Below are 23147 nucleotides of genomic sequence, written 5' to 3'. Positions count from 1 at the left end.
CTGACCGGCACGGTCGCCGGCGCGGCGTAACGGTCGATCAGCTCCGGAGAGACGCCGACGCCGGCCAGGAGGACCCCGGCGAGCAACGGCGGGAGAACGCGGGCGGGCCATCGTGACAGCCGTGATGGGGATTTGGGCAACGCCCTTGGTCTGGAACGCACGTGCGCATCCTCTGTGTGATGGTGAGTGAGAGCGGAAGAGCGGAAGACAGCCGGTGGCAGCGATCGAGGCGGCGGAGAAGGCCACTCGGTCCGTCACCGCATCAGGAGCGGCGCGGCCTGGCCGAAAGAGGATGCACGGAGTGTGGACAACGCGCCACGACGGCGCGCCTTCTTCCCCCGCCGAATCAGCCGCCCCGGCCGCCCAGTTGATGTACGCAAGCACGGAGCAGGTCACTATCCGGCCCGGCGCGGCGTCATCTTAGAGAGCCGTCTACGCAGGTGAACAGGGGCGAAAGTGCTGTTGGCACAAGTTGACGAAAAGTCTCCCCGCCAAGGATCGGCCGAGTGGGTGCCCTCTGCATCCGCATCGGCCCGCTGCCCCTAGGAGAACCCTGTGCGCGAGATGTGTTCAAGCAGCGTGGATGAGAGCTCGGATGTGTACGTGGTTGGCTGAAACTCGTGGGTAAGCTTCAGCCTTTCGGACAACCGGTCCCGCTCCGCCCGGACGGCCCGTCACCCGTCCCCCGTCACCCGTCACCCGTCACCCCGGGACCTTCCAACGCGCCGAGGCGTCCGGTCGGTGGCTGCCCGTATCGCAGGCCGGGTACGGTGCGCCCGTCCTGGACGGGACGGCGGACGCGCGGGACAGCCCACCAACGCGCGCCGGTCAGCCGCCGCCTTGCTCGCAGGTAGAGGCAAGAGCCCTGGCGGCGGGGACCTCCGAGCGCGACGCGACGGTGGGACGCGCCGCCTTCGATGCCGCCACGAGGGCGTCAGAGCCCTTCCGGCGAGTTCGTCCTCCAGTCGGGGAACGGGGTCGCCGGAGCCGGCACGACCGCCGAACACGCCTGCCTCGGCTTCACATCATTACGAACCGGACATCACGCGACTACGCCGAAGCCTTGAGCATGGCCAGGGAGGCCGCGGCTATCACAGGAAGCGCGAGTTTGCGCACGGTGTTCCCTTCGGTCAAGTTGACCAGCTCTGATCAACATTCCGGGAACTCATGCGATCCGAACATGTGTCTGCGAGACCATAAAAAATGGAGCCAACTCCTCCATTCATGGGCGTTGCTGAAACCCGGAGCAATACTCAAGACCTGTGGATCGGCGTCGGGCGACCCGCGAAGGGGGAACCTTGTCGAATGGTCCTGGGCCAGTCTCGAGTCCCCTCTGTCAGCGTCGGGGGACTCCCGCTTCGGCAGGTGAGCCCGAGAGGGCACCGACAGGAGAACCACCCCGTCGTGACCAGCACCAAGCCCACCTGATCCGACCCGGACGTCACCTTCCACGAGGACGACTCCCAGGTCGGGACCGGTACGGCTCCGCAGTCGACGGCCGGCTTCCGCAACCTGGCCATCAGCACGATCCGCCTCGCCGGACGAGCCGGCATCGCCCACGCCCGCCGCTACCTACTCCACCACGGGACGCTTGCGCCGTTTACGACATCTAATCAACCATCATGAACCGGGCAGAACGGAACTACGCCGGGCCGTTCCTGGAGAACGACGACAGCTTCGAAACCGAACTCGCCGAAATCAAGCCATCACAACGAGGCTGAGATCAATCGGCCCACAGATCTCGACGACTGCTTTTCGCCCGCGATCAAGCCATGAGTACACATACTCATGCGCCCCATAAGAGCGTGTGGCGAAGATTCATCTATGCCATCAATTCGCTTCACTGCGTCCGTCGTCATAGCGGCTGCGGGCTCCCTCGCCCTGACCGCCTGCGGCACCCAGACGGCCTCATCCGCATCCACCGCCCCGGTCGGCTCCCAGGTCTCCGCCTCACCCGCCCGGCAGCCCACCGAGAAGCAGTTCCTCGACATCCTCAACAAGTTCGCGCGCCAATGCTCCCCCGACGCCCCCAGCGGCAGCGGCGCCGCACCAGATCCCGGGACACTGCCCGGCGGCATTCCCAGCGGTGTGGCCCCGCGCACCGACAAGCCCGCCGGGACACCTGACGTGAACGGTGACATACCCATCCCCGTCGATGATTCAGGTGAGATGCCCGACAAGCCCATGCAGTCCGGCCCACCACAGGAAGTCGAACTCGGCGAAATCGAAAAGTGCGCCGCCGCCAAGCACGCCGAGCGCCTGACCACCAAAGCAGCCGGAGAGCCGCACACCACCTACAGCACACTCCAGCAGACCATTATCGCCGCCGGATACCGTACCGACCGCATCCACAAGATGCCCGACCTCGGCGGCGACCCGCGCGCCCGAGTGGACCTTCGGTTCATGGGCTCCGGCCTGGCAGTGGAAGTCATCGGCACCGGAACAGGCTTGATCGCGGAACCCTTCGGCGCCCCCGAAGACGAGAGCGTTTCCGTGACTGAGGTGAGGCGGAAGCCGAACCTGGACGCACCGTCCTCCTGAACTGCGAGTGCCCCGTTCCGGGTTCGGTGGAGACTCGATTTTGTGAAGGGATTGAGCCATGGCGCGCCCTTCCCGCTACCTGCTTGAGCTGTGCCGTCGCGCGGTGCCGAGCAGATGCCCTCCTAGGCGTCATCTCACGTGGTGAGTTTGGCGAGCCGCTCGTAGCAGATCAGGGTGGCGGCGAGGCTGAGGAAGGCGGCAAAGTGGCGGCTCTTGCGCTCGTAGTGGATGGCCAGGCGCGCCGGTAGTTGAACAGCCAAGAGATGGTGCGTTCGACCTTCCAGCGGTAACGGCCGAGGCGTTCGCTCGACTCGATGCCACGTCGCGCGATCTTGGGTGCGATGCTCCGGTTCCGCAACCAGTGCGGATCTCGGGGTAGTCGTACCCTCTGGCTGCGCGGAGTTTGGAGGGTCTGCGGCGTCGAGGCCCGCGCGGCGAACGCACACCCACGACAGCCATGACCCGTAGCTTGAGGGCAAGGCTGTCGTGGGTGTTCGCAGCAGAGACCGCCGTGAGCAGCGGCAGCCCCTGGGCGTCAGTCAGGATGTGGAGCTTGGCGCCGGGTTTGCCCCGGTCGACCGGATTCGGACCTACGATCCGGCCCCCCTTTTCGCCCGGACCGAGGCAGAATCAACGAGGGCAGCGGACCAGTCGATCGCCCCTGCGGCCCCCAGCCGGTCAAGGACTTCGTTGTGGAGGCGCCGCCACAAGCCGGCTCTTGTCCAGGCAGCAAATCGGCGGTGCCGAGTAGCCGGGCTCCCGCCGAAGCTGGGCGGCAAGCGACGCCAAGCACATGAGGTGGTCAGCGCATACACGATTGGGCAGAACACCGTCCGGTCCGCCACCGGAGCCGTTCCACCGCCCTGCCGACGCGGCTTGAACGGCGGTATCAGCGGCGCCCACAATCTCCCACAGCCCGTCAGGAACGAGTGCGCGCTCAAGATCCATAGCCATGGCTGGTGATCATGCCTCAAAGTGGCTACGCCCGATGTCGGCCCTCCCGAGAGTGCGACGGCTGCCCAGCCCGGTCTTCTAACCTGATCGCGTGATCGACTACGACGGCGCCGGCCTCCCTATGGTTCAGGTGGGAGGTTCCGGGCCCGCACGCCTACTGCTCTCGGACCCGGCCCGACGGTATGAAGACGAACCAACGCTCGACTTCCTAGTCAGGGCCCACGGGCCCTGGGGGAATGTCGAGACCTTGGTGGAGACCTGGGACGGCGACGGACTCGACACCTTCCTCGCATCACTTGCCGAAGACTTCCGGGGCTGGGAAGGAGTGCGCACGTGGCACTCCCTCTGCTACGACCTGGCCATCTCAGCGGAACACCACCCTGGGGGCCGCGTCCAACTGACCTGGGGCATCCGCGACCGGGCGCCCTCCGAGGAATGGCAGTTCGAGACCAACACGGCGCACGCGGCAGGGGAGGACATGCGCAACCTCACCGCCGAAATCCACACGTTCATTGCGAGCGTTGCGGAGTAGCTGGACGAGCCCCGATACCGCGCCCCCACCACGTGAGACGACGCCTTAGGGTCCCCTGCCCGTCCAGGGTTCCGTGACAGCAATCGACTCGTGACTACTGATGGTGATATCCGGCTACATCCCAGTTGACGCAGCCAGGGCGCCTTCCGTCGGAGGCGACGAAGTCTTTTGCGACTTCCCGCACTTCTTCGATCGGGATTTATGAGAACAATGGAAAGTCGAAGGAGCTGCCATTTTGGCAGCAGTACACAGGTCCTCGGCCTAGTTCTCGGTTCCCGACGGAAACGACGTTTGGCACTTCGCAGTCCCCGTCGGCCGATGACACAACACCAGCCCTTCGGTCTGCGCGAACTCCAATCATGAAGGAGCGGTCAAGGACTCCAGAGGGAAGGCGGGGGCGGTCCAGCGAGTACATTCGAGCGACCTATTCCGTGATGCCACCCCCAGGAGAATATTAATCATTTCGTCAACGTCTTCGGGAGTAATGAGAATTTGAGGATTCTCACTGTGCTCGCGTCGATACACCGCCGCAATTCCGAGCATGCCCATTACTGTCTATTCCATCTTCTGAGACCGCGTTTGAGATCTGTCGTGTCCCGGTGCGGGAGGGGTCGTTGAGCCTTGCGTGAGTGACTCTGGGGGTGGGTACCCGTCGGATCTGGCGGAGGAGCAGTGGGAGCTGGTCGAACCGTTGCTGCCTGCGGCGAGGGCCGGGCCGAAGGGCGGGCGAAGGGAGAAGCACCCACGCCGGCGGATCGTGGACGCGATCTTCTCTGTGGTGCGGACCGGGTGCGCTTGGCGCCAGCTGCCGAAGGACTTCCCGCCCTGGCCCACTGTGTACTGGTACTTCACCTGGTGGCACGACGATGGCACCGTCGAGCGGGTCCACGACACGTTGCGCGGCCGGGTCCGTGAGGCTGATGGCCGTGCCGCGGAGCCGAGCGCCGGGCTGATCGACTCACAATCCGTACGCACGGCCGATACGGTCCCGGCGGGCACTCGGGGCTTCGACGCGGGTAAGAAGGTGAAGGGTCGCAAGCGGTTCATTGTCACGGACACCCTGGGCCTGCTGCTGGCGGTTCACGTAGTCGCGGCGAGCATCCAGGACCGCGACGGCGCGAAGCGTTCGTTGCTGTGGACACGCCTGGACCATCCGGGCGTGCAGAGGATCTGGGCGGACCAAGGCTTCGCCGGCCGCCTCGTGCAGTGGTTACGCACGATCCTCGGCCGCGATCTGGAGATCGTGCGCAAGGCCCCGGACCAGCGCGGATTCCAGGTCCAGCCCAAGAGATGGGCGATCGAGCGCACCTTCTCGTGGCTCACTGCCCACCGCCGCCTCGCACGTGACTACGAGACCAGCCCGGCCCGCTCAGAGACCATGATCCGCTGGGCAATGATCGGCATCATGGTCCGCCGACTCACCCGTGGCGGACCGGCGACGCGTCCCGGCGCGCGCTCGCTCCTGCGAAACGTTACGTAAAAATGCGCCGACCGTCCCTTCGAGGGGGAACCTCCTTCGTCGGTGCTCTATGGATCCAGGAAGCGCTCAACCTTCTGCTGCAGGTCAGTGGCCAGGCCAGTCAACTTCGAGACGATCCCGCGAAGCTCTCTGCCGAGTTCGGGGAACTCGACCCAGACCGATGGGTTCCTGGTGAGGACTGCAGACAGCAGATCACCTTCGTACATGTGCCCCTCTGCCATCGGGTTCTCCCGCAGTACCTCCACTGCCAGTGGCAGGAGGTAGGGCAGGCCGATGTCCTGCCCGATCAACAAGCGCCTGTCCTCGACGGTCAGCTCGCCGATCGGCCGACGCCGCAAGGCGTGTGCGGTAGTGACAAGACGGGTGTCGTCGGCTGTCGGGGCTGGCCAGCGGTCGCGTTCAAGCTCTTCAAGCGAGCGGTCACGATTCAAGGGGTGCGTCACCGGTCGATTGTCCTACGAGCAGATCTCAAACGCGGTCTGAGGGTTCGTCTCACGTGGTGCTTCTACGATGCGGCATGTTGCCGCATCGTGAAGGTCAGCTTGTCGCGTCTGTTGGTGCCGGACGAGCTGTGGGAGCTGACAGCTCCGTTGCTGCCAAGGTTCAAGTCCCGCCTGCAAGGTGGGGGGCGAAAGCTCCGGTGGACGAGCGGGCAGTGATCACGGCCGTGGTGTACGTGCTGACGAGCGGGTGCGCGTGGCGGTGTCTACCAGGGCCGTTCGAGGTCTCGTCGGCCACCACGCACCGTCGGTTCACCCTGTGGACCGAGGCCGGGCTGTGGCACAGCTCGCATCGGGCGGTGCTGGGCAAGCTCGGCGTCCGGGGGCCGGACCGGTCGTCCGCGATCGTCGATGCCGCCTCGGTGCGGGCGAAAGGCAGCCCCCTCCGCGCCTTCCTTGGCCTCGCCGCCACCCTGGCCTGCTACATGAGACTCGCCAAACTCCCCTTGTGAGACCCATTCGCAAGGAATCGACCAGGCCGAAGCCGCCTTGGCAGGGGCAGACTCTGTCGAGGACGTGGCCTCTCTCAGCTCGCGCGTCCCGCACCTGGTCCTCAGTGTCCTTCAAGCTCAGCAGTCATGCGCGGGTCGTCCGTCATCATGCGGGCCGCGAGCTGCCGTACTTGCTCCTCCACGGGCTGCTCGCGGGTGGTGAACAACTCGTACCAGTAAGAACGTGCACGCGCCCCGGATGCCTGAACCTCGTGGAAGTTGACATCGACCCCCTCGGGACTGGTGAGCCCCTCGGGCATGTCGGGCTCCTCGCGTCGTGGCGACACATTCGTGAGGACGCAGCCCCACCGCTCGAACCAGCCGCTGCCCTCAAGGGTCTGATGAAGCAGCCGGGCGACGGTGTCGACCGGCTCTTCCCAGCTGCGGTCGGCTGCGGCCCGTGCGAGTTCGGCTTCGTACTGGGCGGCATCGAACCAGAGGTCCGCGGGCACCGCAATGACGTTGCTGGTGTTTTCCCAGGCATCCCAGATCACCCGGTCTCCCTCGCGGCGCATGGTGACGTACAGAGCGCCGCAGCAGCCGGCGGTGCAGGGCGGCTCGGCGATGTTGACCCTGCGCGGCTCCTCCGTGACCGCCAGCGGCCAGCTCTCGGCAGGACCTGTCCAGTGCCGACGACTGAGTGCCATCCCTTCCGGGTGGACTGCCTTCAGAACGTCCACGCCATCGATCAGGGGGCGCACCTCGGCCCATGGGTCGGCCGCCCAGTCGTCCGAGAACCTGTGCTGCAAGGTCAAGGTACTAATCGCCAACTGGTCGGTCATCATTACATGATCGGCTAACGCCATGCAGCGGCATAATCATTTCTTGGGCGTGATCGGCCTCGTATAGTCGCGCCAGGGCAGTCACCACTCAGGGACGAAACTTCTCGAACCCGCCACGTGAGACACGGCCTGAAAGAGCTTTTTGTCCCGGCAGGGCTGTTTGCGAAGTCGACGGTTGGTCGCCGCTCGGGACTGCTTTGATCCGAAGAAGGGTGGCTCTGGCAAGATGACGTCATGTTCGATTTCGGCATCGCGGGCTACCAGCCAGCATGGTTGGACGGTCGTAGCGACGTCGTGCAGGAGCATGGGCACCGTCTGCTTGGTCTTGCTGGCCGGACGCTCACTAGGGTCTGGATGGTCTGGGACGTCAGGGATGACGAGTGGTTCTGCGATTGCCCGGTGCTGTTCGGCTTCGATGGCCAGCAGGTCGAGATCAACCATCAGAAGCTGGGCGATCTCTCCCTGACCTGGAACATGATCGACCCCACCTGTCCAGTCCGGTGGCCTGGCTTCGACCTGCAGTGGCGCCGCGAGCCTTTTCCCGAGCTGCAGGCTCTGCGGGGGCTGCCACTCAAGGGGGCCGAACTGCTCGAATGGACGGGCGGGGACGTCGCTCAGGGAAACGTCGACATCAGCTTCGCCTTCGAGGCGGGTCGCGTGTCCATCTTCAACGCGCTCGACGAGAACGGGGTGAGCTTTCACCTTCCCAGTCCGAGCCAACGCTCCCACCCGTTTCATTGACGCACTCGGAGTTCAGGTATCGCGCCAGTTCGGGGGGGGGATTGCCCGGTCAGCCGGCGGCTCATCAGGTCGACCATCGCCAGCTTGATCATGGCTTCAGAGCGGTGCGGTTGGGTTTCGTAGTCGCGGACGACGCGGCGGTGGTGCATGAGCCAGTCGAAGGTCCGCTCGACGACCCAGCGCCGCGGAATCACCTCGAAGCCCTTGTGAGCGGGGGCGCGGCGGGTGACTTCGACGTCGACGCCGAGGCGGGCGCCGTGGTCGATGACCTTGGTGCGGTAGCCCGTGTCGGCCCACGCCTTCGTGACACGGGGATGGTCTGAGACGATGCTCGAGAAAACCTGACTGCCGCCGACGCTGTCGGAAACGTTGGCGGCTGTGACCAGCACGGCCAGGAGGAGACCGAGCGCGTCGACGCCGATGTGCCGTTTGCGGCCCGCGATCTTCTTGCCCGCGTCAATGCCCTGGCCGGCCGCGGGCACATTGGCCGAGGTCTTGATGCTCTGGGCGTCCAGGACGCAGGCGCTCGGCCCGGCGTCGCGACCTTCGGCCTCCCGGACCAGTCGCCGCAGGAGACCGTTGAGCTGGCCGAAGACCTCGTCCTTCTGCCGGGCGGCGAAGTACCCGTAAACCGTCTCCCATGGGGCGAAGTCATGCGGCAGGTACCGCCAGGGAATCCCGGTCCGGTCGACGTAGAGGATGGCGTCCGTGATCCGGCGCAGATCGTGCTCGGGTGGCCGCCCGATGTCCAGGCCCTTCCCTCTCCGCTCGGCCCGCCAGGCTGTCAGAGTCGGTTCCAGCAGTCCCCAACGGGCATCGGACAGGTCACTCGGATAGGGCCGCTGCTTACGAGGCATGCTTCTGTAGTACAGATGGCCGCCGCCCCGCCACAGGGCGCAAACCGGTGCGACCGGAGGCGCGTTGGGATCAGACAGGAGCGAAGGGACTGCCCAGTCGACACGAAACGGTCCGTCACCTGATCTGCGATGAAGCGCCCCCGACAGGACAAAACGCTCTTTCAGAGGGTGCTTACGCAACACTTGATGCAGTTTCAGGTGCTATGCGACTCGGCTTGGGTGAGATGGGAGCTTCTCGAGGTCCCGGTGGTGCCAGTAGGGTGTTGATGCCGTGGTCTCGCCCGCATTCCTCCTGCCTCATCCCAGGACGCGCCGTCGTGCACCGTTCGCTTCGCGCGCCTGATGCATGTGCCTGGGCCGGATCCGCGGCCGGCCGGCACTCCAGAATCATGACTGAGCGCCGTCGCTGTCCAAGTTACCTCTCCGATGCCCGACGGGAGCTGGCCGAGCCGGTCCTGACCGCCTGGCGGGCAGAGCGCCGAGGCCGCGGACTGGACATCGGCAGGCCACCGAATCACGGCCTGCGAAGCCTGCTGGACGCGGTCCTCTACGTGAACCGCACCGGGATCCCCTGGCGCTATCTGCCGCACGAGTACCCCCACTGGAAAACCGTCTACGCCCACTTCGCCCGCTGGCAGGAAGAAGGCGTACTCGACCAGCTCAACAGCCTCCTCCGACGCCAAGTCCGCAGGCGGAAAGGCCGGGACGACGAACCGCCCAACTGCGTCATCGACTCCCAGAGCATCAAGACCTCCACCAACGTCCCCGCCACCGGGCAAGGCATCGACGCGGGCAAGAAGATCGTCGGCCGCAAGCGGAGCATCGTCATCGACACCGTCGGACTCCTCCTCGGCGTACTGGTCACCGCGGCCAGCGTGCAGGACTCGACCGCCGGCTTGCCCAGCGAGCCCCGGACCGTTGACGGTTCGGGGCGCACAGGCTGTTCACGGCGCTCGTCCGTAGGTCGGACGCGAAGTGCTCGATGACGGTGAAGCACACCTCGTTCACGGTTCCGACGAGGCGGCCGCCATCCTGGAAGTACACCTCCTTGGGCGCTCCGGCCGCGATCTCTTGGAGTCGGTTGGTGGCGTCCTGCTCCTGAGCGGCCGTCACGACTGGGTTTGGTGCCTTGCCATCAACTCCTGGAGATCTCACCCACGGCATACGCGCCGGCCGCGATGAAGCAGACCACGCCTACTCCCAGGAAGAGGACTCGGGTGACCGACTTGCCGATCACCGCGTTGCGCTCGTCCTGTCGCGCCGCGATCATTCTGCCTTGCGCCCGGGATGCGTAGATTCCGATGGCGACGAACAGCACTCCGAGCAGGACGAGCACGACAGCGACAATCATGATGGGTCTCCTGGTCTAGAATTGCCTGTTGGTAAAGTCTTCGGCGACATAATTCCCGATTTTCGTCGCTGCGTAGCAGTCGGCTCGGACCGCAAGGCCCACGCCACCGGTGGTGACGCCGAAAGTGGCTGCTGTAACCCCGCTGGCGGCCTCGACGAGCGCGCCACCAGCCATGCCCGCCAGCCCGGCAAAGCCCGCTTTCGTATCACCACTGGCGAAATCACCCACGACTCCGCCGATGTCGAATGCTGTTCCAGCCTTGTCCACGAATCCGCCCAGGCTGAGAAGTCCGGTGGGGTCGATCTTGTTGACGGGGTCGCCTGCGCGTAGAGGTAGGGGTTCTGTTCCTGGCCGGAGGGGTCGGGGGTGGTGAAGCGGCCGATGTTGGGGTCGTAGAAGCGGGCCGCGAAGCGGTAGGGCTGGGGGACCTGCTCCGTGGTGGTGGCACGCTGGACGCCGCTGGGGCTGTAGGCGTAGGTGTTGACCTTGGTTCCGGTCTCGTCGGCCAGGGCGACGACACTGCCGAGGAGCGCGCCGACGGTGCGCTCCTGATCAGCAATCACGGCCTGTACGGGCCCGGCGGCCGGTCCGACTCAAGGCCCGGCCCGACGACCCCGACCGGTGGGACTGGACCGGCGACACCCCTACCAGGAGCGCGTCGGGACGGGCTACCGGGCGATGATCGGCCGTGCATACGTCCTGCTCAGCGCCGACGCTGGAGGAACCTGCCGGCCCGGAACGTGGTCAGCGGACCCGCACAATAGTCAGCGTGCCGTGTCGGCCCGACCCGGCCAGCACCTCGACGACCAACCCAGTGTCGACACGGACGTACACCTCCCCCTCCGTAGGGGCGTTGGCGTCGTCCGGAAGCCCGGCAATGACCCGGCCGACGTGGACGGCAACCCCGGCAGCCAGCGGACCCGACAACCGCCTCGGATGAATGCGGAGGGCCCTCTGCCGCGGCTGTAACGGAGAAAGAGGCGTCGGCTTCCCGGACCCGCTGCCCCACCCCCGCTGACCTGCGGCGACCGGCTAACTAGCGGATTAGGAACTACGTTTTTCTTTGCGTATTACCGCGAAGGGAAGCAGAGCAATCCCTAGCAGTCCCATGCCCCCCAAGAAAAGATACATCCCGTCACCTGTCTGCACGCCAGCCACCAATGCCGCGATAGATATCACAACGCAAACGACGGAGAATACTTGCAGCTTGACCTTATCGTTCACCCTGAACTCCATATTCTTGCATGCTTGCCCTTAGTCGCGGCAACGGATGAATCCGTTGCCGCGACAGAGTTTGTGGCCAACGAGCTATCGGCACTACCGCACAATCATCCGTAGCTGATTATGTCCCATGCCTGCGTAGCCCATTGTGCTACCAACCGCGCAGCTGGCAGCTACCGCGCCTACCGTCCCGAGGGGGCCACCGAAAATGCTTGCGGCCTGGATGACTCCCGTTTCGGCTGCGGCACCAATTCCGCTAATGCAGCCGACAGCAGCTCCCACCCTATTCTCGTGATCGCTCAGGAAGTCTCCTGCTTTCTGAAGCCATCCAAAGGCCCGAAGGGTCGATGTTGTTGACGGGGTCGCCTGCGGCGTAGAGGTAGGGGTTCTGTTCCTGGCCGGAGGGGTCGGGGGTGGTGAAGCGGCCGATGTTGGGGTCGTAGAAGCGGGCCGGGAAGTGGTAGAGGCCGGTGGGGTCCTGGTAGCCGCCGGCGAAGCGGTAGGGCTGGGGGACCGTCTCGGTGGTGGTGGTGCGCTGGACGCCGCGGGGACCGTAGGCGTACGTGTTGACCTTGGTGCCGGCTTCGTCTGTCAGGGCGACGACGCTGCCGAGTGCGTCGGTCAGGTGGTAGTGGTTCTTCGCCCCGCGGGTCATGGAGTTCAGCGTGCCCCCGGGCTCGCGGTTGAATCCCGTGTCCACACCGGCTGTTGAGGTGGCGGCCAGGCCGAGGGGCCCGTTGTGGAAGAAGGTGTCGCCGAGCTTGATGCGCTCGGACTGGTCGGTGGAGCCGTACTGCCCGGCATAGGTCTTGCCGCCGGTCGTGATCGACGTCATCTGCGAATAGTCGGTCCACCTGACGCCGGTGCGGGTGGCCTCCGGGGTGGAGGCGCCGGCGGTCTCGTTGCCGATCTTGTCGTAGGACCAGTTCGTGGTCGAGCCGTCCTTCGCGGTGATCTGCTGGGCGTCGTTGACCGTGTAGGTGGTGCCGCGCGGGCAGCCCTTGTCCACGCCCTGCGAGGTGAGGTTTCCCGCGAGGTCGTAGCAGTACTGCCGCATAGTTGAGTCGGCACTCGCGGATGCGCATTCTGAGAAATTCACTGTGGATTCCGACGGATCCGTGACGTATCCGGCAGGCCCGGAAAAGGCCGACGGTGAGATCCCCGCTGGCGGCACAGCGGACGGTACGACTGATTCTGCGGCGCAGGGCATCTACGACCAAGCGGCCCTGTTCGACCTCAACACCCACTTCGGCCGCGCGCAAGCAATCGCCAGCCGTATCGCTCGCGCATTGAAGGAAGCGACAGCCGTAGACGAGAAGTGGGCACCGAAACTGCGAGCTCTGAAGGCTGGCGACGACCTGACCGTCTCTGACCGTGACTGGGCAGATGTTGGAAAAGACATGCGCGGCGTGCGCCAGAGTGCCGGAGACTGCCTCGCCGCACTTCCCGTCCCTCCGAAGGGCGGTGGTCCCGCAGACAACGCAGCGTGGTGGAAGGGCCTGACGGACGACCAGCGCGCCGACTACATCGCCATATAGCCGGTATCGGTGGGCGCTATGGGCGGCCTGCCGGCAGACATCCGCGACGAAGCCAACCGAGCTGCGTTCGCGGAGACCCGAGGGAATTACCAATCAGAACTCGATGGAATTCGCCAGCAGGAACCGCCGAGGTACGCAGTCACCCCGCAGGGCACAGTGCGGAGTGGGAAGTGGAAAGAATGGGATGAACGCTACTGAACTTGATTGAGTGATGTCGGTGCCGTTCGCCTGACAGCTGGCCATCGGCACAGGTAGCCGTTGGGTGTGAGGTATGCGCAGGGCGGCGGGCTGACCGACGCCGAGAGGACGACGCGGGAGCGGTTGCGGCTCCAGGCCGTGGAGCGTTTTGCGGGCGGGCGGAAGAACGCAGAGATTGCCGCTGCCCTGCGGATCAGCTTGCGGTCGGTCGAGCGGTGGCGCCGCGCCTGGCGCGAGAGCTGCGAGACGGGAGTCCTGTCAAGGGGGTCGCCGGGAAGACCTCGACTCAGTGAAGCCCAGATCGCCAGACTGGAGCGGGAGTTGGAGTATGGCCCGCTGGCTCACGGCTGGGCGGACCAGCGCTGGACCCTTGCACGTATCAAGACGTTGATCGGCCGGCTCTTCCACGTCTCCTACACGGTCGAGGGCACCTGGCGGCTGCTGAAGCGCCACGGCTGGAGCTGGCAGCAGCCCGCCAGGCGCGCGATCGAGCGCGACGACGACGCGGTCGAGGTGTGGAAGCAGGAGACCTGGCCGCGGGTAAAAGCACCGCGGCGGAGCGCGGGGCCTGGATCGTCTTCGAGGACGAGGCCGGGCAGTCGATGACTCCGCCTCGCGCCAGGACCTGGGGCCGGATCGGGCAGACCCCGGTTGTGAGGGTGAGGGGCCGCGGCTCAGGGCGCGTGTCGATGGCAGGTATGGCCTGCTACAAGCCGGGCCAGCGGTCCCGGCTGATCTACGCGATCCGCGAATACCGGGGCCGCAAGGACGAGCCGAAAGGCTTCGGCTGGCGCGACTTCCGCGACCTGATCCTCCGCGCTCGCCTCCAGCTCGGCGGACCGATCGTGCTGGTCCGGGACAACGTCCGCCTGCACCTGACAGCCGGCATGCGCGAGTTCATCGACGCGAACGCCGAGTGGCTCACCGTCTTCCAGCTCCCCACCTATGCCCCAGACCTCAACCCGGCCGAAGGCGCCTGGTCGCTGGTCAAGCGTGACATCGGCAACCTGGCTGCGGCCGACCTCGGCCAGATCACCCGCGCGGTGAAGCGCAAACTGAAGATGCTGCAGTACCGGCCGGAGGTCATCGACGGCTGCCTCGCCGGCACCGAGCTGGCCCTGTGAGCGTCGGGTCGACGGACACGAAATTGGCCTGAGGCCCAAAGCTGCTGGTCAGCTACGGTGGCGACATGACTGACAGCTTGTCCGAGGACATAGCCGACGTGCTTGACCTCGTCCTGAACCCGGACGAGCCTATTCACGTCGCCCTCCGACGGCAGGTGCCCCACCTCAGGATGAAATCCCGCTGTAAGTGCGGGTGCGGCACTGCCTACTTCGACCTTGATGCCGACGTGGTGGAGCCCGCGCCAACGGGCCCCGGCATCGTCGTGGCTGCCGACATGCAGCTGTTCACCGAAACCGGCGAGTGCCCTGGCGAGGTCCTGGTCTTCGCGCAAGGTGGCTACCTCTCATGGCTGGAGGTCTGCTCTTGGAGCGATGACGTCGAGGTGAATCTCGCCGCGGCGCGGCGCTGGCTACAGCCTTCGTCCTGGCCCCGAGCCGGTAACAGCAGGCATCTCGGACCCTGAGGCCGCCACCACGAGTCGACCGACATCACGAGTTCAAGTTCAGTAGTGACGCAAGAGACCATGGGGCCTTCTGGGATGCAGGCGTAGATGGCCCCTCGGTGAGCCTGAAGAATCAAGCCAATGTAATAGTCGGAGAATACGGCGATGCGACATTGAAGGAAGAATAGATAATTGAACCCGAAATCTGCGAAGATACTCATAGGCGTCGTAGCGATGTCGGCGATACTGATGGCGGGGTGCTCGATGTCAGGCAGTGGTGAGGGAAATACCCTAGAGCGGTGTTCCGGTCCGGAAGTCGAGGTCGAGATAGCAAATCGGTCCAGCGAGATCATGGACATGATGGCCACGAAAGGGAAGACGACGGAGTTGGGGCCGCGATCTTTCACATGCTCTCGTGAAGTCCAGGATGGTCGGATGGTCAGGCATCCCTGGTCTCTTTATGGGGTGAGCAACGACCGCCTAGAAACTGCTATGAAGAACCTTGCGGCCAGCCTTCCGGGAAAGGGTTGGAAAATTGTTGAGGATGGCGACGACGGAAGTAGTAATCGGAACCGGCAGATCCTTGCCGTTCACCTCGATACGCTCACTCAAATGGATGCCCGAAGGGTCTTGATACCAACCGCCCGATGATCACTGCCAGTGTATATTCGCACTGCTTCCTCGACGCCAATCGGTGATGGCGTCAATTGATTTTTCCTGCGTGATTCCGCTGGTGAATGAATTTGCATGCCCTGGCGCATCCTCAAGCGGATCCAATTCGGGCCATGCCTGATCGTCTGCTGCCCCCTCAGGTGCTGGCCTGACCTTGACCGGACGACGGGCCGTTCAAAGACGGGTTCTAGTTTTGTCCTGGCACGGGTGCATCCACAGGACACGACGCTTTCCGGGCGCTCGTCACAGATCGGACATGACATGCGCACGGGATAGTCAGGTTGCTGAAGGACTCCGAGGAGCACCTCCTCATCCCTACCCAGCAAAGCTGCCGCGAGGTCAGCCAGCCACGCAGCTGTCATGCGAATGCGGTTCACCACTTGTCCTCCGGGTGCTGACGTGGTGCCGGGGGTATGCGGGCGGAGTCACGGAGTATCAGCTGGCTGGTCGTCCTGCCACACCCAGCGGCCGTTGATGTCGGGCGCATAGATGCTCCTGCCGCCCGGGAAGGTGCAGCCGTCGTCAAGAAGCGCAGCGCAGGGGTTCTCATCATCCGTGAGGGTCACGGAGGGGGTTGCCCATCCACTGGTCCGCCGTGCAGTTCGACTGCTATCGAGATGGTTTGGTCGCTCATGCCGCTCTTCCGCCCCGATAGATACAGACCAATTATTGGTGGCCTGCCGACAAGAGCCGAAATCCCCTCGTGTCGCCCGCCTTCAGGCCCCGGAGCTGTGCTCCTGGACCTGGCCTCCCGGCCGGTTCACGCTTCCTGCGTCCAGAGGAACCGGAGTTCGGGATAGCGGTGGGTGGGGGCGTCGAGCAGCGGTCGGTGGAGCCCGAGCAGGAACCGGTCGAAGAACGCGGTGGCACAGGCGCGGGTGACCGTCGCTGCCCGGTGCGGTGCGATCGTGCCGAGGTAGTCGCTGAACAGCGGCTCGGGCCACCGCTCCCGGAGCCCGGCGGCGGCCGCGAGGGCGGGCACATCGGTGGCCGAGAGGTGGCCGCCGCCCGTCAGATGCAAGTGACGACCCCAACTTCGATGGTGGTCCCGCCACCGCGCCCATGTCTCGTGGTCCGGTGAGGAGGTCAGCAGCAGGAAGGGCCGGTCGAGCCCGGTCACGGCCACCGTGGTGCCGAACAGGCCGCCGTCCAGGTCGAGCCCGGCAACGAATCGGCGGTCGGTCCGCATGGCCTCGGCTGCGGCGGCACCGCCCAGGGAGTGGCCGAGCAGTCCGATGCGCTGGACGGCGCCCCCGGCGAGGGGGCGTGTGCGACGGCACAGCGCATCCGCGACGCAGCGCAGGTCCGCGGCGCGCACGGCGACTTCCAGCCGGTCCTGGGCGTCCCAGTCCTCAGGTTCGGCCGGCAGGGCGCCGAGCACCAGGCGGCCGTCGGGGAAGCGGACGGCTGCGGCATCGTAGGTGTGGTCGACGGCCGCGACGAGGTGACCGTGAGAGGCGAGTTCCTCGGCCAGGCCGCTGGTGAGGATGCGCGAGGCGCCGCGTCCGTGGCTCAGCACCACGGCCGAACGGGTCCCGGGGGTCGGGCGGCCTCCGGAACGGGCGTGCGTGCCGACGTCCTTCAGCACGTCCGGCCGCATTCCCCAGTCACCCTCCAGCGCCGCGGCGGTACCCGGGTCGGTGTAGGGGGCGACGGGGTTACGGCGGTGGGGCGAGGGAGCCCGGGACCCGGCGGGGCACCAGAGCTGCACCATGAGCCTGCGGGGGCCGGGACGCGAGTCGAACGGGTCAGTGCGCCCGAGATCGGTGAGCGGCAGGGAGCGGGTGGAGACGGAGTGCCTGCCGGTGGGACGCGGCAGCACGGCGCGCGTGACCGGCGGGGTGGTGGCCGGGGAGCGAGGGAGAGCGGCGGCGGCGGTCGGCAGTGCGCCGGAGCCGAGGGCCGCGAGGGCGACGGTGAGCGCTGCGCGTCGGGTGAACACCGGTATCTCCTCGGAGGAGGGCGATCGGGGGAGGTATCCAGCCACACCATATTTGGTCTGGACCAATAGCGGGAGGGGTTCCGTCGCGCGCTTGCCGATCCACCCGAGGGCACGATCAGTCGGCCGACTCACCATCGCTCGCGCGGAGGTGAGCCGGCTATCTCGGGCTCACCATCGCCACCTGCGCGCTGCTCGCCCTGACCGGCGAGCAACTTCAGCACCCCGGTGCCGGCGTCGCCATCCCCGGGGCGATCTGGCAGACGGCCGCCGCCCCCATCCTGCGCACGTGCCATCGTCAAGTAGCCCAGCCTTCCCCGCCCCTGCCCGGTCGTGCTCTCCGCGGGAGCGGAGGTGAGCCGTGGTTGCGTGCGTTGCTCGCCGAGGTACGCCGGTGGTCTCCGTGCGAGCGGAGGTGACCATCCACCGGGGCGTGAGTCGGGGCGCCCCGGCGAGGTGTCGACGGCGTCGTGTTATCAGTGGTGCCACCCTGCGATGCAGTTCTGCCCCGGAGCGGTATCAGTCGTTTTACGATGGACGTTCGCCGAAGCTGGGAGCCCATCGTGTCGGAACACACTCCGGACTGCCCGCCGAAGACTCCACCGCCACCAAAGCGGCCGATTTCGCCGCCGCGCCCGGAGACGAGCCTGGAGGGGACGGGACGGGCGCGGATGCTGGTGCGGAACCGGCGTTCGGCGAACTGGTCGTTGGAGGCCGCCCCGTGGGCTGCGCGGAAGGCGTCGGGGTGGGTGTTGGGGCAGTTGCACGATTGGGGTTACCGAGAGGCTGACGAGGCCGCGGCTGGACTGACGGAGCTGCTGGTGCGTACTGCGGTCGCGGATGGCGGCCGGCGTGTGTCCGTGCACCTCGCGGACCAGGATCGGCAGGCGTTGATCGTTGCGCTCTCCCACCTGCCGGGCCTCGCGGCCGCAGGCACGGCGGCGCTGCCAGAGCTGACCGGGCTGGGTGCGGTGTCGTGCGGGACGGACACGGCGGAGGACGGGCGCAGGGTGTGGGCGGTCCTCGACCTGTAGGCCGTGCGGTCCCACCCCGGCGGCGGGCGCCCGCCCACGCCCGGGGGTGAGTTCCGCTTCGCCAAGCCGGACACCTGGGGCGCACCGCGAGGGCCATGGCCCTCGACCGCCTCCACCTCCGGCTCACCACCCGCAGCGCGTGAATCGACCACACCGACGCACAGCCCGTCATCGAGGGCACGCTGATCCGCCTTCAGGTCGATCGTCTGCCCGGCGGCCACGATCCGCTGCCTCTGTGGCTGTGGTCCTCCCGGACCGGGATGACCGGCACGGATGTTGACCGGCGCTGGCAGACATTTCTCCGCCGGTTCGATCTGGAACACACCTTCCGCCCTCCCCCGCAGCCTCCGCCCCCTCAGGAGGCCCGGGGGTGCCCCGTCGGCGTCAGTGCGCTGCGGAGTGGAAGGGTTCGTGATCCCGTTCGTAGTTCGCCAGGGCCAGTCCGAGAGCGAAGAAGGTAGGGGCCCACTCCCCGACGAAGATGCCCCAGCGGTCCGCGCGTGCGGTGCCGGCTGCCTCGGCCTTCATGGATCCGCACCAGGAGGCGACGGACAACCCGATCGACGCGAACGCCGCGGTGTAGGCGTGCTCGGACTTCAAGCCCTTCTCGTGCAGCATCTTGACGATCATGGTGCTCCTCTGGGCAGACGGAACAGCGGTCTGTATCCACAGTCGCTCAATAGCTCCGGGCCTGCATCTCTGACCGGGCTCGGAAGTTCCCATCGGCCTGCACCCGGTGGGGATGCCGAACCCCTCCGAAGGACAGGGAACGATGGGCGAGGACGCGGCCGTCGGCCTGAGCAGGACGACTGAGTATGCACGAGGTGGCGCCCGGTTCGAGTAATTCACCTCATGCTCGGTGGCACGGAACTGGCAAGGATGCAGGGCATGGCCCCTCGCGGGTACGACGCTCTCTACCGACCGGCCCGAATCGCTCCTGCGCCCCGGCGCACCGCTGTGGTGCTCCTTGCCGCAGGACTGTGGGTGCTCACCATGACGTCCCTCGCTTTGCTGGGCTTCGTGGTCGGGATGACGACGCTGTGGAGCGCCGCGGAGGGCATACCGGTGGGGGGCTTCCTCCTCCGCTGCTTCGGCGGCCTGTCCGGCGGTGCGGCCGTGCTCGTCGCGGTGCGCCTGGCGCCGGGGGCGAAGCGCATGCCCCCCGACACACGCAGCCTCCTGCTGGCGGTCCTGGCCTGCCCTATCCCACTGGTCCTAGCGATTGCCATGTGGTTCTACGTCGCTTGACCGCTTTTCGGCGAAGAGGGCGGGAAGGTGCGGGGTGGAACGCGGAGCCCGTCCGGACACCCTTCGCACGTTGACCGGACGGGACGACCACTCCCCCGCCGCCTGAGCTTGCTCTTTAACCTGTGGTGCATCGAACTGTGCCGTTGACCTGCGCATTCGCCACACCAGCCGTGACTACCGCCGCCCCCTTAACTCCCTGGACTTCGCCGTGATCTGCTCGCGAGGTCACACACGCGCATGACCTCCCGCAGCGTCGGCCCCGCGGGGGTCCTCGCCGCGCCTGGCCGGTTCACGGGCGGGTGCCGGTGCGGGCGGTCGCCGTGTGGCGGTGATCGTCGGGGCTTCGTGACGCCAGAACCGGACTCCACGAAAGCCGGAGCGACGCTCCGCACCCTGACCAGCCTCTCGTGCGGTGAGCGCCACGCCGGCGACGTCGAGTGACCGGTAGGCGGCCTGCTCAGGCGCGTGGGCCCGCGCCGTGCAGCAGGGTGTCGATGATGCGGGCGGCGAGGGTGTCGGTGTCGATGCCGGTGTCGTCCGGGCTTCCGCGCAGCGACTCCCCGAGGAGCGCGTAGTAGACCCGCCGCAGCCAGTGGAGGTCGGCCGCCTCGTCGATGAGCTTCTCCGCCCGGGCTCGTTCCAGCACGGTGATGCAGCGTCGGCCGATGTCCTCGTGGAGGGCGGCCGCTTCGCTGCCGGGCTCGGCCGGAAGTTCCAGGGCGAACGCCCAGGCGCCCTTCACCTCCAGCACATTGGCCGTGATCCGGTGGAGTGCCACCAGGGGAGGGGCGGTGTCCGGCCGGCCGTCCTCCACGGCTTGGACGAGCCGGCGGGCGGCTGACGCGGCCAAGGCGTCGATCAGTACCTGCCGATGGGCGAAACGCCGGTGGATCGTTGTCCTGGCCACCCCCGCGGCAGTCGCGATCTGCTCCATCGACGCGGCGGGATCCACCGAGAGGACGCGTTCGGCTGCCTCCAGAATCGCGCGCACACTGCGTTCCGCGTCCGCTCGCAAGGGCCGTGCGGCTGTCTCACCCATGGCGCCTCCCACTCCTCTACGTGACCGCCGAAACGGTACACCACTGGGCCGTAACTGATTTAACTGCATCTACTCTGTTGCAATTAAAGGGCCATTGGATACTCTCTTGCCCTATCTACTCAATGGACGAAGGAGACCCCCGTGCAGAGTGCAGCGCTCATCACCGGCGCCTCATCCGGACTCGGGGCGGAGTTCGCCGCGCAACTCGCCGCCCGTGGGCACGATCTGGTCCTGGTGGCGCGTTCCGAGGGCAGGCTCACCGCCCTCGCCGAGCGCCTCGCCGCGCAGCACGGCATCCGCGCCCACGTCCTGGTCCAGGACCTCGCCGAGCCCGAGGCGGCCCAGCGGATCGCCGACAGCCTCGCCGCCCGGAGCCTGAGCGTCGACCTGCTGGTCAACAACGCCGGATTCGGCACATGCGGCCGCTTCGAGGACATCGCCGCGGACCGCGACCACGACCAACTGATGGTCAACGTCGTCGCTCTCGTCGGCCTCACCCACGCACTGCTCCCCGCCATGCTGCGGCACGGCACGGGCGCGGTCGTGAACGTCGCCTCCACCGCGGGCTTCCAGCCCTCCCCGTACTTCGCCGTCTACAGCGCGGCCAAGGGCTTCGTGCTGAACTTCGGCCTCGCCCTGCGCCAGGAGTACCGCGGGCGCGGCATCCGCGTACTCACTCTGTGCCCCGGCCCGGTCGACACCCCCTTCTTCGAGGCCATCGGCACCCGCAAGGCGGCCGTCAACGGCTCGATGACCACACCGGAACCGGTCGTACGGGCCGCTCTGCGCGCACTCGACCGCGACCGCGGCTACGTCACCCCCGGACTCGGCAACGCCCTGGCCGCACACCTGCTGCCGCGCCGACCGCGCACTCTGGTCGCCGCCCTCGCCGAGCGTGTCACCCGCAAGGTCCTCAGCCCCGCGGGCACCGTCCAGCAGCCGAAGGAGCACGCGGCGTGAGTTCCTCCACGGTTCCCGCCGCGGGGGCCGCGGTCGATGCTGCTCGTCGGTACCTCGACGGCCGTCTCGGCGACGATCGCCGACTACCCCGTCCTCAGCGACCAAGCCCTGCGCTACGCGCTCGCCGCGGCGATCCTCCTCGCCGTTGTACGCCACCGCCGCCTACCCCGGGCCCACCTGACCCCCCGTGACTACCTGCTCCTCCTGGCGCTTGCCGCCACCGGGCTGGCGGGCTTCAACATCTTTCTGGTCGAGGCCACCCGGCACGCGAGCCCCGCGATGATCGGCGCGGTGGTCGGAGCGATCCCCATCGTCCTCGCACTCGTCGGGCCCCTGACGGAGCGCCGCCGGCCGACCGCGCGCCTCGTCGGCGCCGCGGCCGTCGTGACCCTGGGCGCTGCCGTCGCCGCGGGACTCGGCGACGGCAGCCCGCACGGCCTGCTGCTGTCGCTGGGAGCGCTCGTCGGAGAGGTCGCCTTCTCACTGCTCGCTCTTCCGCTGCTATCCAAACTCGGCCCCATGAGAGTCGCCGCCTACCCCGCGGCGCCGGCCGTGCCCATGCTGCTGGCCGCGAGCATCGCCCTGGACGGCACGAACTCCCTCCGCCTGCCGACCCCCACCGAAGCGGCCGCCTTCGGTTACGTCGGCGTACTCGTCACCGCCACCGCCTTCTTCCTCTGGTACGAGGCATTGCGCCGCTTGGGCGCCGCGCACGCCGGGCTCTTCGCCGGGCTCGTCCCCGTGGGTGCGCTGCTCACCACCCTCGCACTCGGGCTCGGCGAGGTGGGCCTCGCCGATGCCGCCGGCGCCGCGCTCGTCACCGCAGGTGTCCTGATCGGCATGCGGCAGCCCGCGCCGACCGACTCCGCTGGGCAGGCCCCTCGTCCTGACCAAAAGTCCGGAACCGGGGACGAGAGGCGGGTGGCGGCTCCACGCGAGCGTGCTCAGGGCGGACTGCGAGGCATCTGCGATCCATTCTCCGATCGACAGCCACATGATCACCGGCACCGTGCCGCACTGTGCCTGCACCGTTTCCCGGACCCACCCCCATGAGAGCCGAGCGAGACCGTGCCTGCCTCCCCTCGCCGGCGCCCGCTCCCTCACCCATGCCGGGGCGCCGGGAGGGTGACCTCGACCAGGCCCCTCTCCCGGGCGGCACCGTTCAGACCGCAGGGTCATTGCGTGAAGAGGGTTGGTCTGGTTCGCCGGTCTCGTCTGTGACGTGACGTGACGTGACGTCCCTGTTCGTGGCGCCAGCAGACGAGTGCGCATCCCAGGCTCGGGAAGGCTTCGTGGATGTCATCGCGGATCCCAGCGGATGCGCAGGCGGCGGAACCAGTGCAGGTGAGCGAAGGCGCGCTCCACGACCCAGCGTTGAGCCCCGAGCCCGGAACCGTGCTCGGGGCCTCGGCGGGGAGCAATAGCCAAGACTTGTGGATCAAGTCAGCCCGATTTCTCGAGGTGTTGGAGTCGGTGGTGGGCCGCCTTGCGGACTCGGCGGG

General features: G+C 66.9%; 22 protein-coding genes and 7 pseudogenes. 15 read left to right on the top strand and 14 right to left on the bottom strand.

The features are described 5' to 3' along the window. Nucleotides 1–1788 precede the first annotated feature (1788 nt). Nucleotides 1789–2541, top strand: coding sequence for a hypothetical protein (locus ACIRJT_RS18810; RefSeq protein WP_403910524.1), 753 nt, complete (start codon nucleotides 1789–1791; stop codon nucleotides 2539–2541). 134 nt (nucleotides 2542–2675) lie between these two features. On the opposite strand, the pseudogene ACIRJT_RS18805 reads toward ACIRJT_RS18810, so the two are convergent. Next, nucleotides 2676–3495: pseudogene (locus tag ACIRJT_RS18805) on the bottom strand (IS5 family transposase). Nucleotides 3496–3616: 121 nt separating this feature from the next. Between ACIRJT_RS18805 and ACIRJT_RS18800 the strand changes: the two are divergent. After that, nucleotides 3617–4027 carry a DUF6228 family protein gene (locus ACIRJT_RS18800; protein WP_403910601.1) on the top strand — a complete coding sequence of 137 codons (411 nt, stop codon included), beginning with the start codon at nucleotides 3617–3619 and terminating at the stop codon, nucleotides 4025–4027. 94 nt (nucleotides 4028–4121) lie between these two features. On the opposite strand, the gene ACIRJT_RS18795 is transcribed toward ACIRJT_RS18800, so the two are convergent. Further along, nucleotides 4122–4220, bottom strand: a complete 99-nt coding sequence (locus ACIRJT_RS18795; protein ID WP_403910599.1) for an Imm1 family immunity protein — start codon at nucleotides 4218–4220, stop codon at nucleotides 4122–4124. A gap of 432 nt (nucleotides 4221–4652) precedes the next feature. Here ACIRJT_RS18795 and ACIRJT_RS18790 point away from each other — a divergent pair, with 432 nt between their 5' ends. Then, nucleotides 4653–5507: an IS5 family transposase gene (locus ACIRJT_RS18790; RefSeq protein ID WP_403910522.1), complete on the top strand. Its 855-nt coding sequence runs from the start codon at nucleotides 4653–4655 to the stop codon at nucleotides 5505–5507. A gap of 47 nt (nucleotides 5508–5554) precedes the next feature. Here the strand turns inward: ACIRJT_RS18790 and ACIRJT_RS18785 are convergent, their stop codons facing one another. After that, nucleotides 5555–5950 (bottom strand): contact-dependent growth inhibition system immunity protein, encoded by a 396-nt coding sequence (locus tag ACIRJT_RS18785; RefSeq protein ID WP_257135053.1) that lies wholly within the window; start codon nucleotides 5948–5950, stop codon nucleotides 5555–5557. Nucleotides 5951–6024: 74 nt separating this feature from the next. On the opposite strand from ACIRJT_RS18785, the gene ACIRJT_RS18780 reads away from it, so the two are divergent. Beyond that, nucleotides 6025–6459 (top strand): transposase, encoded by a 435-nt coding sequence (locus tag ACIRJT_RS18780; protein WP_403910519.1) that lies wholly within the window; start codon nucleotides 6025–6027, stop codon nucleotides 6457–6459. Nucleotides 6460–6560: 101 nt separating this feature from the next. Here ACIRJT_RS18780 and ACIRJT_RS18775 read toward each other — a convergent pair whose 3' ends face one another. After that, complete coding sequence (locus tag ACIRJT_RS18775) at nucleotides 6561–7280, bottom strand: hypothetical protein (RefSeq protein WP_403910597.1); 720 nt, start codon at nucleotides 7278–7280, stop codon at nucleotides 6561–6563. A gap of 234 nt (nucleotides 7281–7514) precedes the next feature. Between ACIRJT_RS18775 and ACIRJT_RS18770 the strand changes: the two genes are divergently transcribed. Then, entirely contained in the window at nucleotides 7515–8021 is a 507-nt protein-coding gene (locus ACIRJT_RS18770) for a hypothetical protein (protein ID WP_403910517.1), read from the top strand. Here the strand turns inward: ACIRJT_RS18770 and ACIRJT_RS18765 are convergent. After that, a complete protein-coding gene (locus ACIRJT_RS18765) occupies nucleotides 8015–8878 on the bottom strand; it encodes an IS5 family transposase (RefSeq protein ID WP_403910516.1) in 864 nt (287 codons plus the stop codon). The two genes, ACIRJT_RS18770 and ACIRJT_RS18765, sit on opposite strands and share 7 nt — an antisense overlap. 389 nt (nucleotides 8879–9267) lie before the next feature. On the opposite strand from ACIRJT_RS18765, the pseudogene ACIRJT_RS18760 reads away from it, so the two are divergent. Further along, nucleotides 9268–9774 (top strand): annotated as a pseudogene (locus ACIRJT_RS18760) (transposase); the annotation flags it as partial. 64 nt (nucleotides 9775–9838) lie between these two features. Here the strand turns inward: ACIRJT_RS18760 and ACIRJT_RS18755 are convergent. The 5 genes and pseudogenes from ACIRJT_RS18755 to ACIRJT_RS18735 form a co-directional block, all read right to left on the bottom strand. Continuing rightward, nucleotides 9839–9982 (bottom strand): annotated as a pseudogene (locus ACIRJT_RS18755) (XRE family transcriptional regulator); the annotation flags it as partial. 31 nt (nucleotides 9983–10013) lie between these two features. Beyond that, the gene (locus ACIRJT_RS18750; RefSeq protein ID WP_403910514.1) at nucleotides 10014–10229 is read right to left on the bottom strand and encodes a hypothetical protein; all 216 of its coding nucleotides are present in this window, start codon (nucleotides 10227–10229) and stop codon (nucleotides 10014–10016) included. A gap of 15 nt (nucleotides 10230–10244) precedes the next feature. After that, nucleotides 10245–10496: a hypothetical protein gene (locus ACIRJT_RS18745; protein WP_403910608.1), complete on the bottom strand. Its 252-nt coding sequence runs from the start codon at nucleotides 10494–10496 to the stop codon at nucleotides 10245–10247. A gap of 95 nt (nucleotides 10497–10591) precedes the next feature. Further along, nucleotides 10592–10792 (bottom strand): annotated as a pseudogene (locus ACIRJT_RS18740) (hypothetical protein); the annotation flags it as partial. Between the two features lie 754 nt (nucleotides 10793–11546). Next, nucleotides 11547–12501, bottom strand: a pseudogene (locus ACIRJT_RS18735) (RHS repeat-associated core domain-containing protein); the annotation flags it as partial. A gap of 49 nt (nucleotides 12502–12550) precedes the next feature. Here ACIRJT_RS18735 and ACIRJT_RS18730 point away from each other — a divergent pair. The 4 genes from ACIRJT_RS18730 (at nucleotide 12551) to ACIRJT_RS18715 (ending at nucleotide 14774) form a co-directional block, all read left to right on the top strand. Beyond that, nucleotides 12551–12988, top strand: a complete 438-nt coding sequence (locus tag ACIRJT_RS18730) for a hypothetical protein (RefSeq protein WP_403910512.1) — start codon at nucleotides 12551–12553, stop codon at nucleotides 12986–12988. Between the two features lie 264 nt (nucleotides 12989–13252). Further along, nucleotides 13253–13792: a winged helix-turn-helix domain-containing protein gene (locus ACIRJT_RS18725; protein WP_403910511.1), complete on the top strand. Its 540-nt coding sequence runs from the start codon at nucleotides 13253–13255 to the stop codon at nucleotides 13790–13792. Then, nucleotides 13789–14310 (top strand): transposase, encoded by a 522-nt coding sequence (locus tag ACIRJT_RS18720; protein ID WP_403910595.1) that lies wholly within the window; start codon nucleotides 13789–13791, stop codon nucleotides 14308–14310. The genes ACIRJT_RS18725 and ACIRJT_RS18720 overlap by 4 nt, the downstream gene beginning before the upstream one ends. Before the next feature lie 65 nt (nucleotides 14311–14375). After that, nucleotides 14376–14774, top strand: coding sequence for a hypothetical protein (locus ACIRJT_RS18715; protein WP_403910509.1), 399 nt, complete (start codon nucleotides 14376–14378; stop codon nucleotides 14772–14774). 1411 nt (nucleotides 14775–16185) lie between these two features. Here ACIRJT_RS18715 and ACIRJT_RS18710 read toward each other — a convergent pair. Further along, nucleotides 16186–17367, bottom strand: a complete 1182-nt coding sequence (locus ACIRJT_RS18710; protein ID WP_403910507.1) for an alpha/beta hydrolase family protein — start codon at nucleotides 17365–17367, stop codon at nucleotides 16186–16188. 818 nt (nucleotides 17368–18185) lie between these two features. On the opposite strand from ACIRJT_RS18710, the gene ACIRJT_RS18705 reads away from it, so the two are divergent. Continuing rightward, on the top strand, nucleotides 18186–18398 hold the full coding sequence (locus tag ACIRJT_RS18705) for a hypothetical protein (protein ID WP_403910505.1): 213 nt from the start codon (nucleotides 18186–18188) through the stop codon (nucleotides 18396–18398). Between the two features lie 9 nt (nucleotides 18399–18407). Next, nucleotides 18408–18730 (top strand): annotated as a pseudogene (locus ACIRJT_RS18700) (transposase); the annotation flags it as partial. Between the two features lie 52 nt (nucleotides 18731–18782). On the opposite strand, the gene ACIRJT_RS18695 reads toward ACIRJT_RS18700, so the two are convergent. Next, complete coding sequence (locus ACIRJT_RS18695) at nucleotides 18783–19028, bottom strand: hypothetical protein (RefSeq protein ID WP_069755615.1); 246 nt, start codon at nucleotides 19026–19028, stop codon at nucleotides 18783–18785. A gap of 258 nt (nucleotides 19029–19286) precedes the next feature. On the opposite strand from ACIRJT_RS18695, the gene ACIRJT_RS18690 reads away from it, so the two are divergent. After that, the gene (locus ACIRJT_RS18690) at nucleotides 19287–19646 is read left to right on the top strand and encodes a hypothetical protein (RefSeq protein ID WP_403910503.1); all 360 of its coding nucleotides are present in this window, start codon (nucleotides 19287–19289) and stop codon (nucleotides 19644–19646) included. Between the two features lie 457 nt (nucleotides 19647–20103). On the opposite strand, the gene ACIRJT_RS18685 is transcribed toward ACIRJT_RS18690, so the two are convergent. After that, nucleotides 20104–20685: a TetR/AcrR family transcriptional regulator gene (locus ACIRJT_RS18685; protein WP_403910501.1), complete on the bottom strand. Its 582-nt coding sequence runs from the start codon at nucleotides 20683–20685 to the stop codon at nucleotides 20104–20106. Between the two features lie 141 nt (nucleotides 20686–20826). Between ACIRJT_RS18685 and ACIRJT_RS18680 the strand changes: the two genes are divergently transcribed. Together ACIRJT_RS18680 and ACIRJT_RS18675 are read left to right on the top strand one after the other, a co-directional pair. Further along, nucleotides 20827–21645 carry an SDR family NAD(P)-dependent oxidoreductase gene (locus ACIRJT_RS18680; protein ID WP_403910499.1) on the top strand — a complete coding sequence of 273 codons (819 nt, stop codon included), beginning with the start codon at nucleotides 20827–20829 and terminating at the stop codon, nucleotides 21643–21645. 36 nt (nucleotides 21646–21681) lie between these two features. Further along, nucleotides 21682–22698, top strand: coding sequence for a DMT family transporter (locus tag ACIRJT_RS18675; protein ID WP_403910497.1), 1017 nt, complete (start codon nucleotides 21682–21684; stop codon nucleotides 22696–22698). Nucleotides 22699–22820: 122 nt separating this feature from the next. On the opposite strand, the pseudogene ACIRJT_RS18670 reads toward ACIRJT_RS18675, so the two are convergent. After that, nucleotides 22821–23055, bottom strand: a pseudogene (locus ACIRJT_RS18670) (hypothetical protein); the annotation flags it as partial. Nucleotides 23056–23147 lie beyond the last annotated feature (92 nt).

The sequence above is a fragment of the Streptomyces sp. NPDC102283 genome, from assembly GCF_044766265.1.
GTDB lineage: Bacteria > Actinomycetota > Actinomycetes > Streptomycetales > Streptomycetaceae > Streptomyces.
Note: the sequence above shows the minus strand (reverse complement) of the source record. Positions and strands in the feature narration are given on the sequence as shown.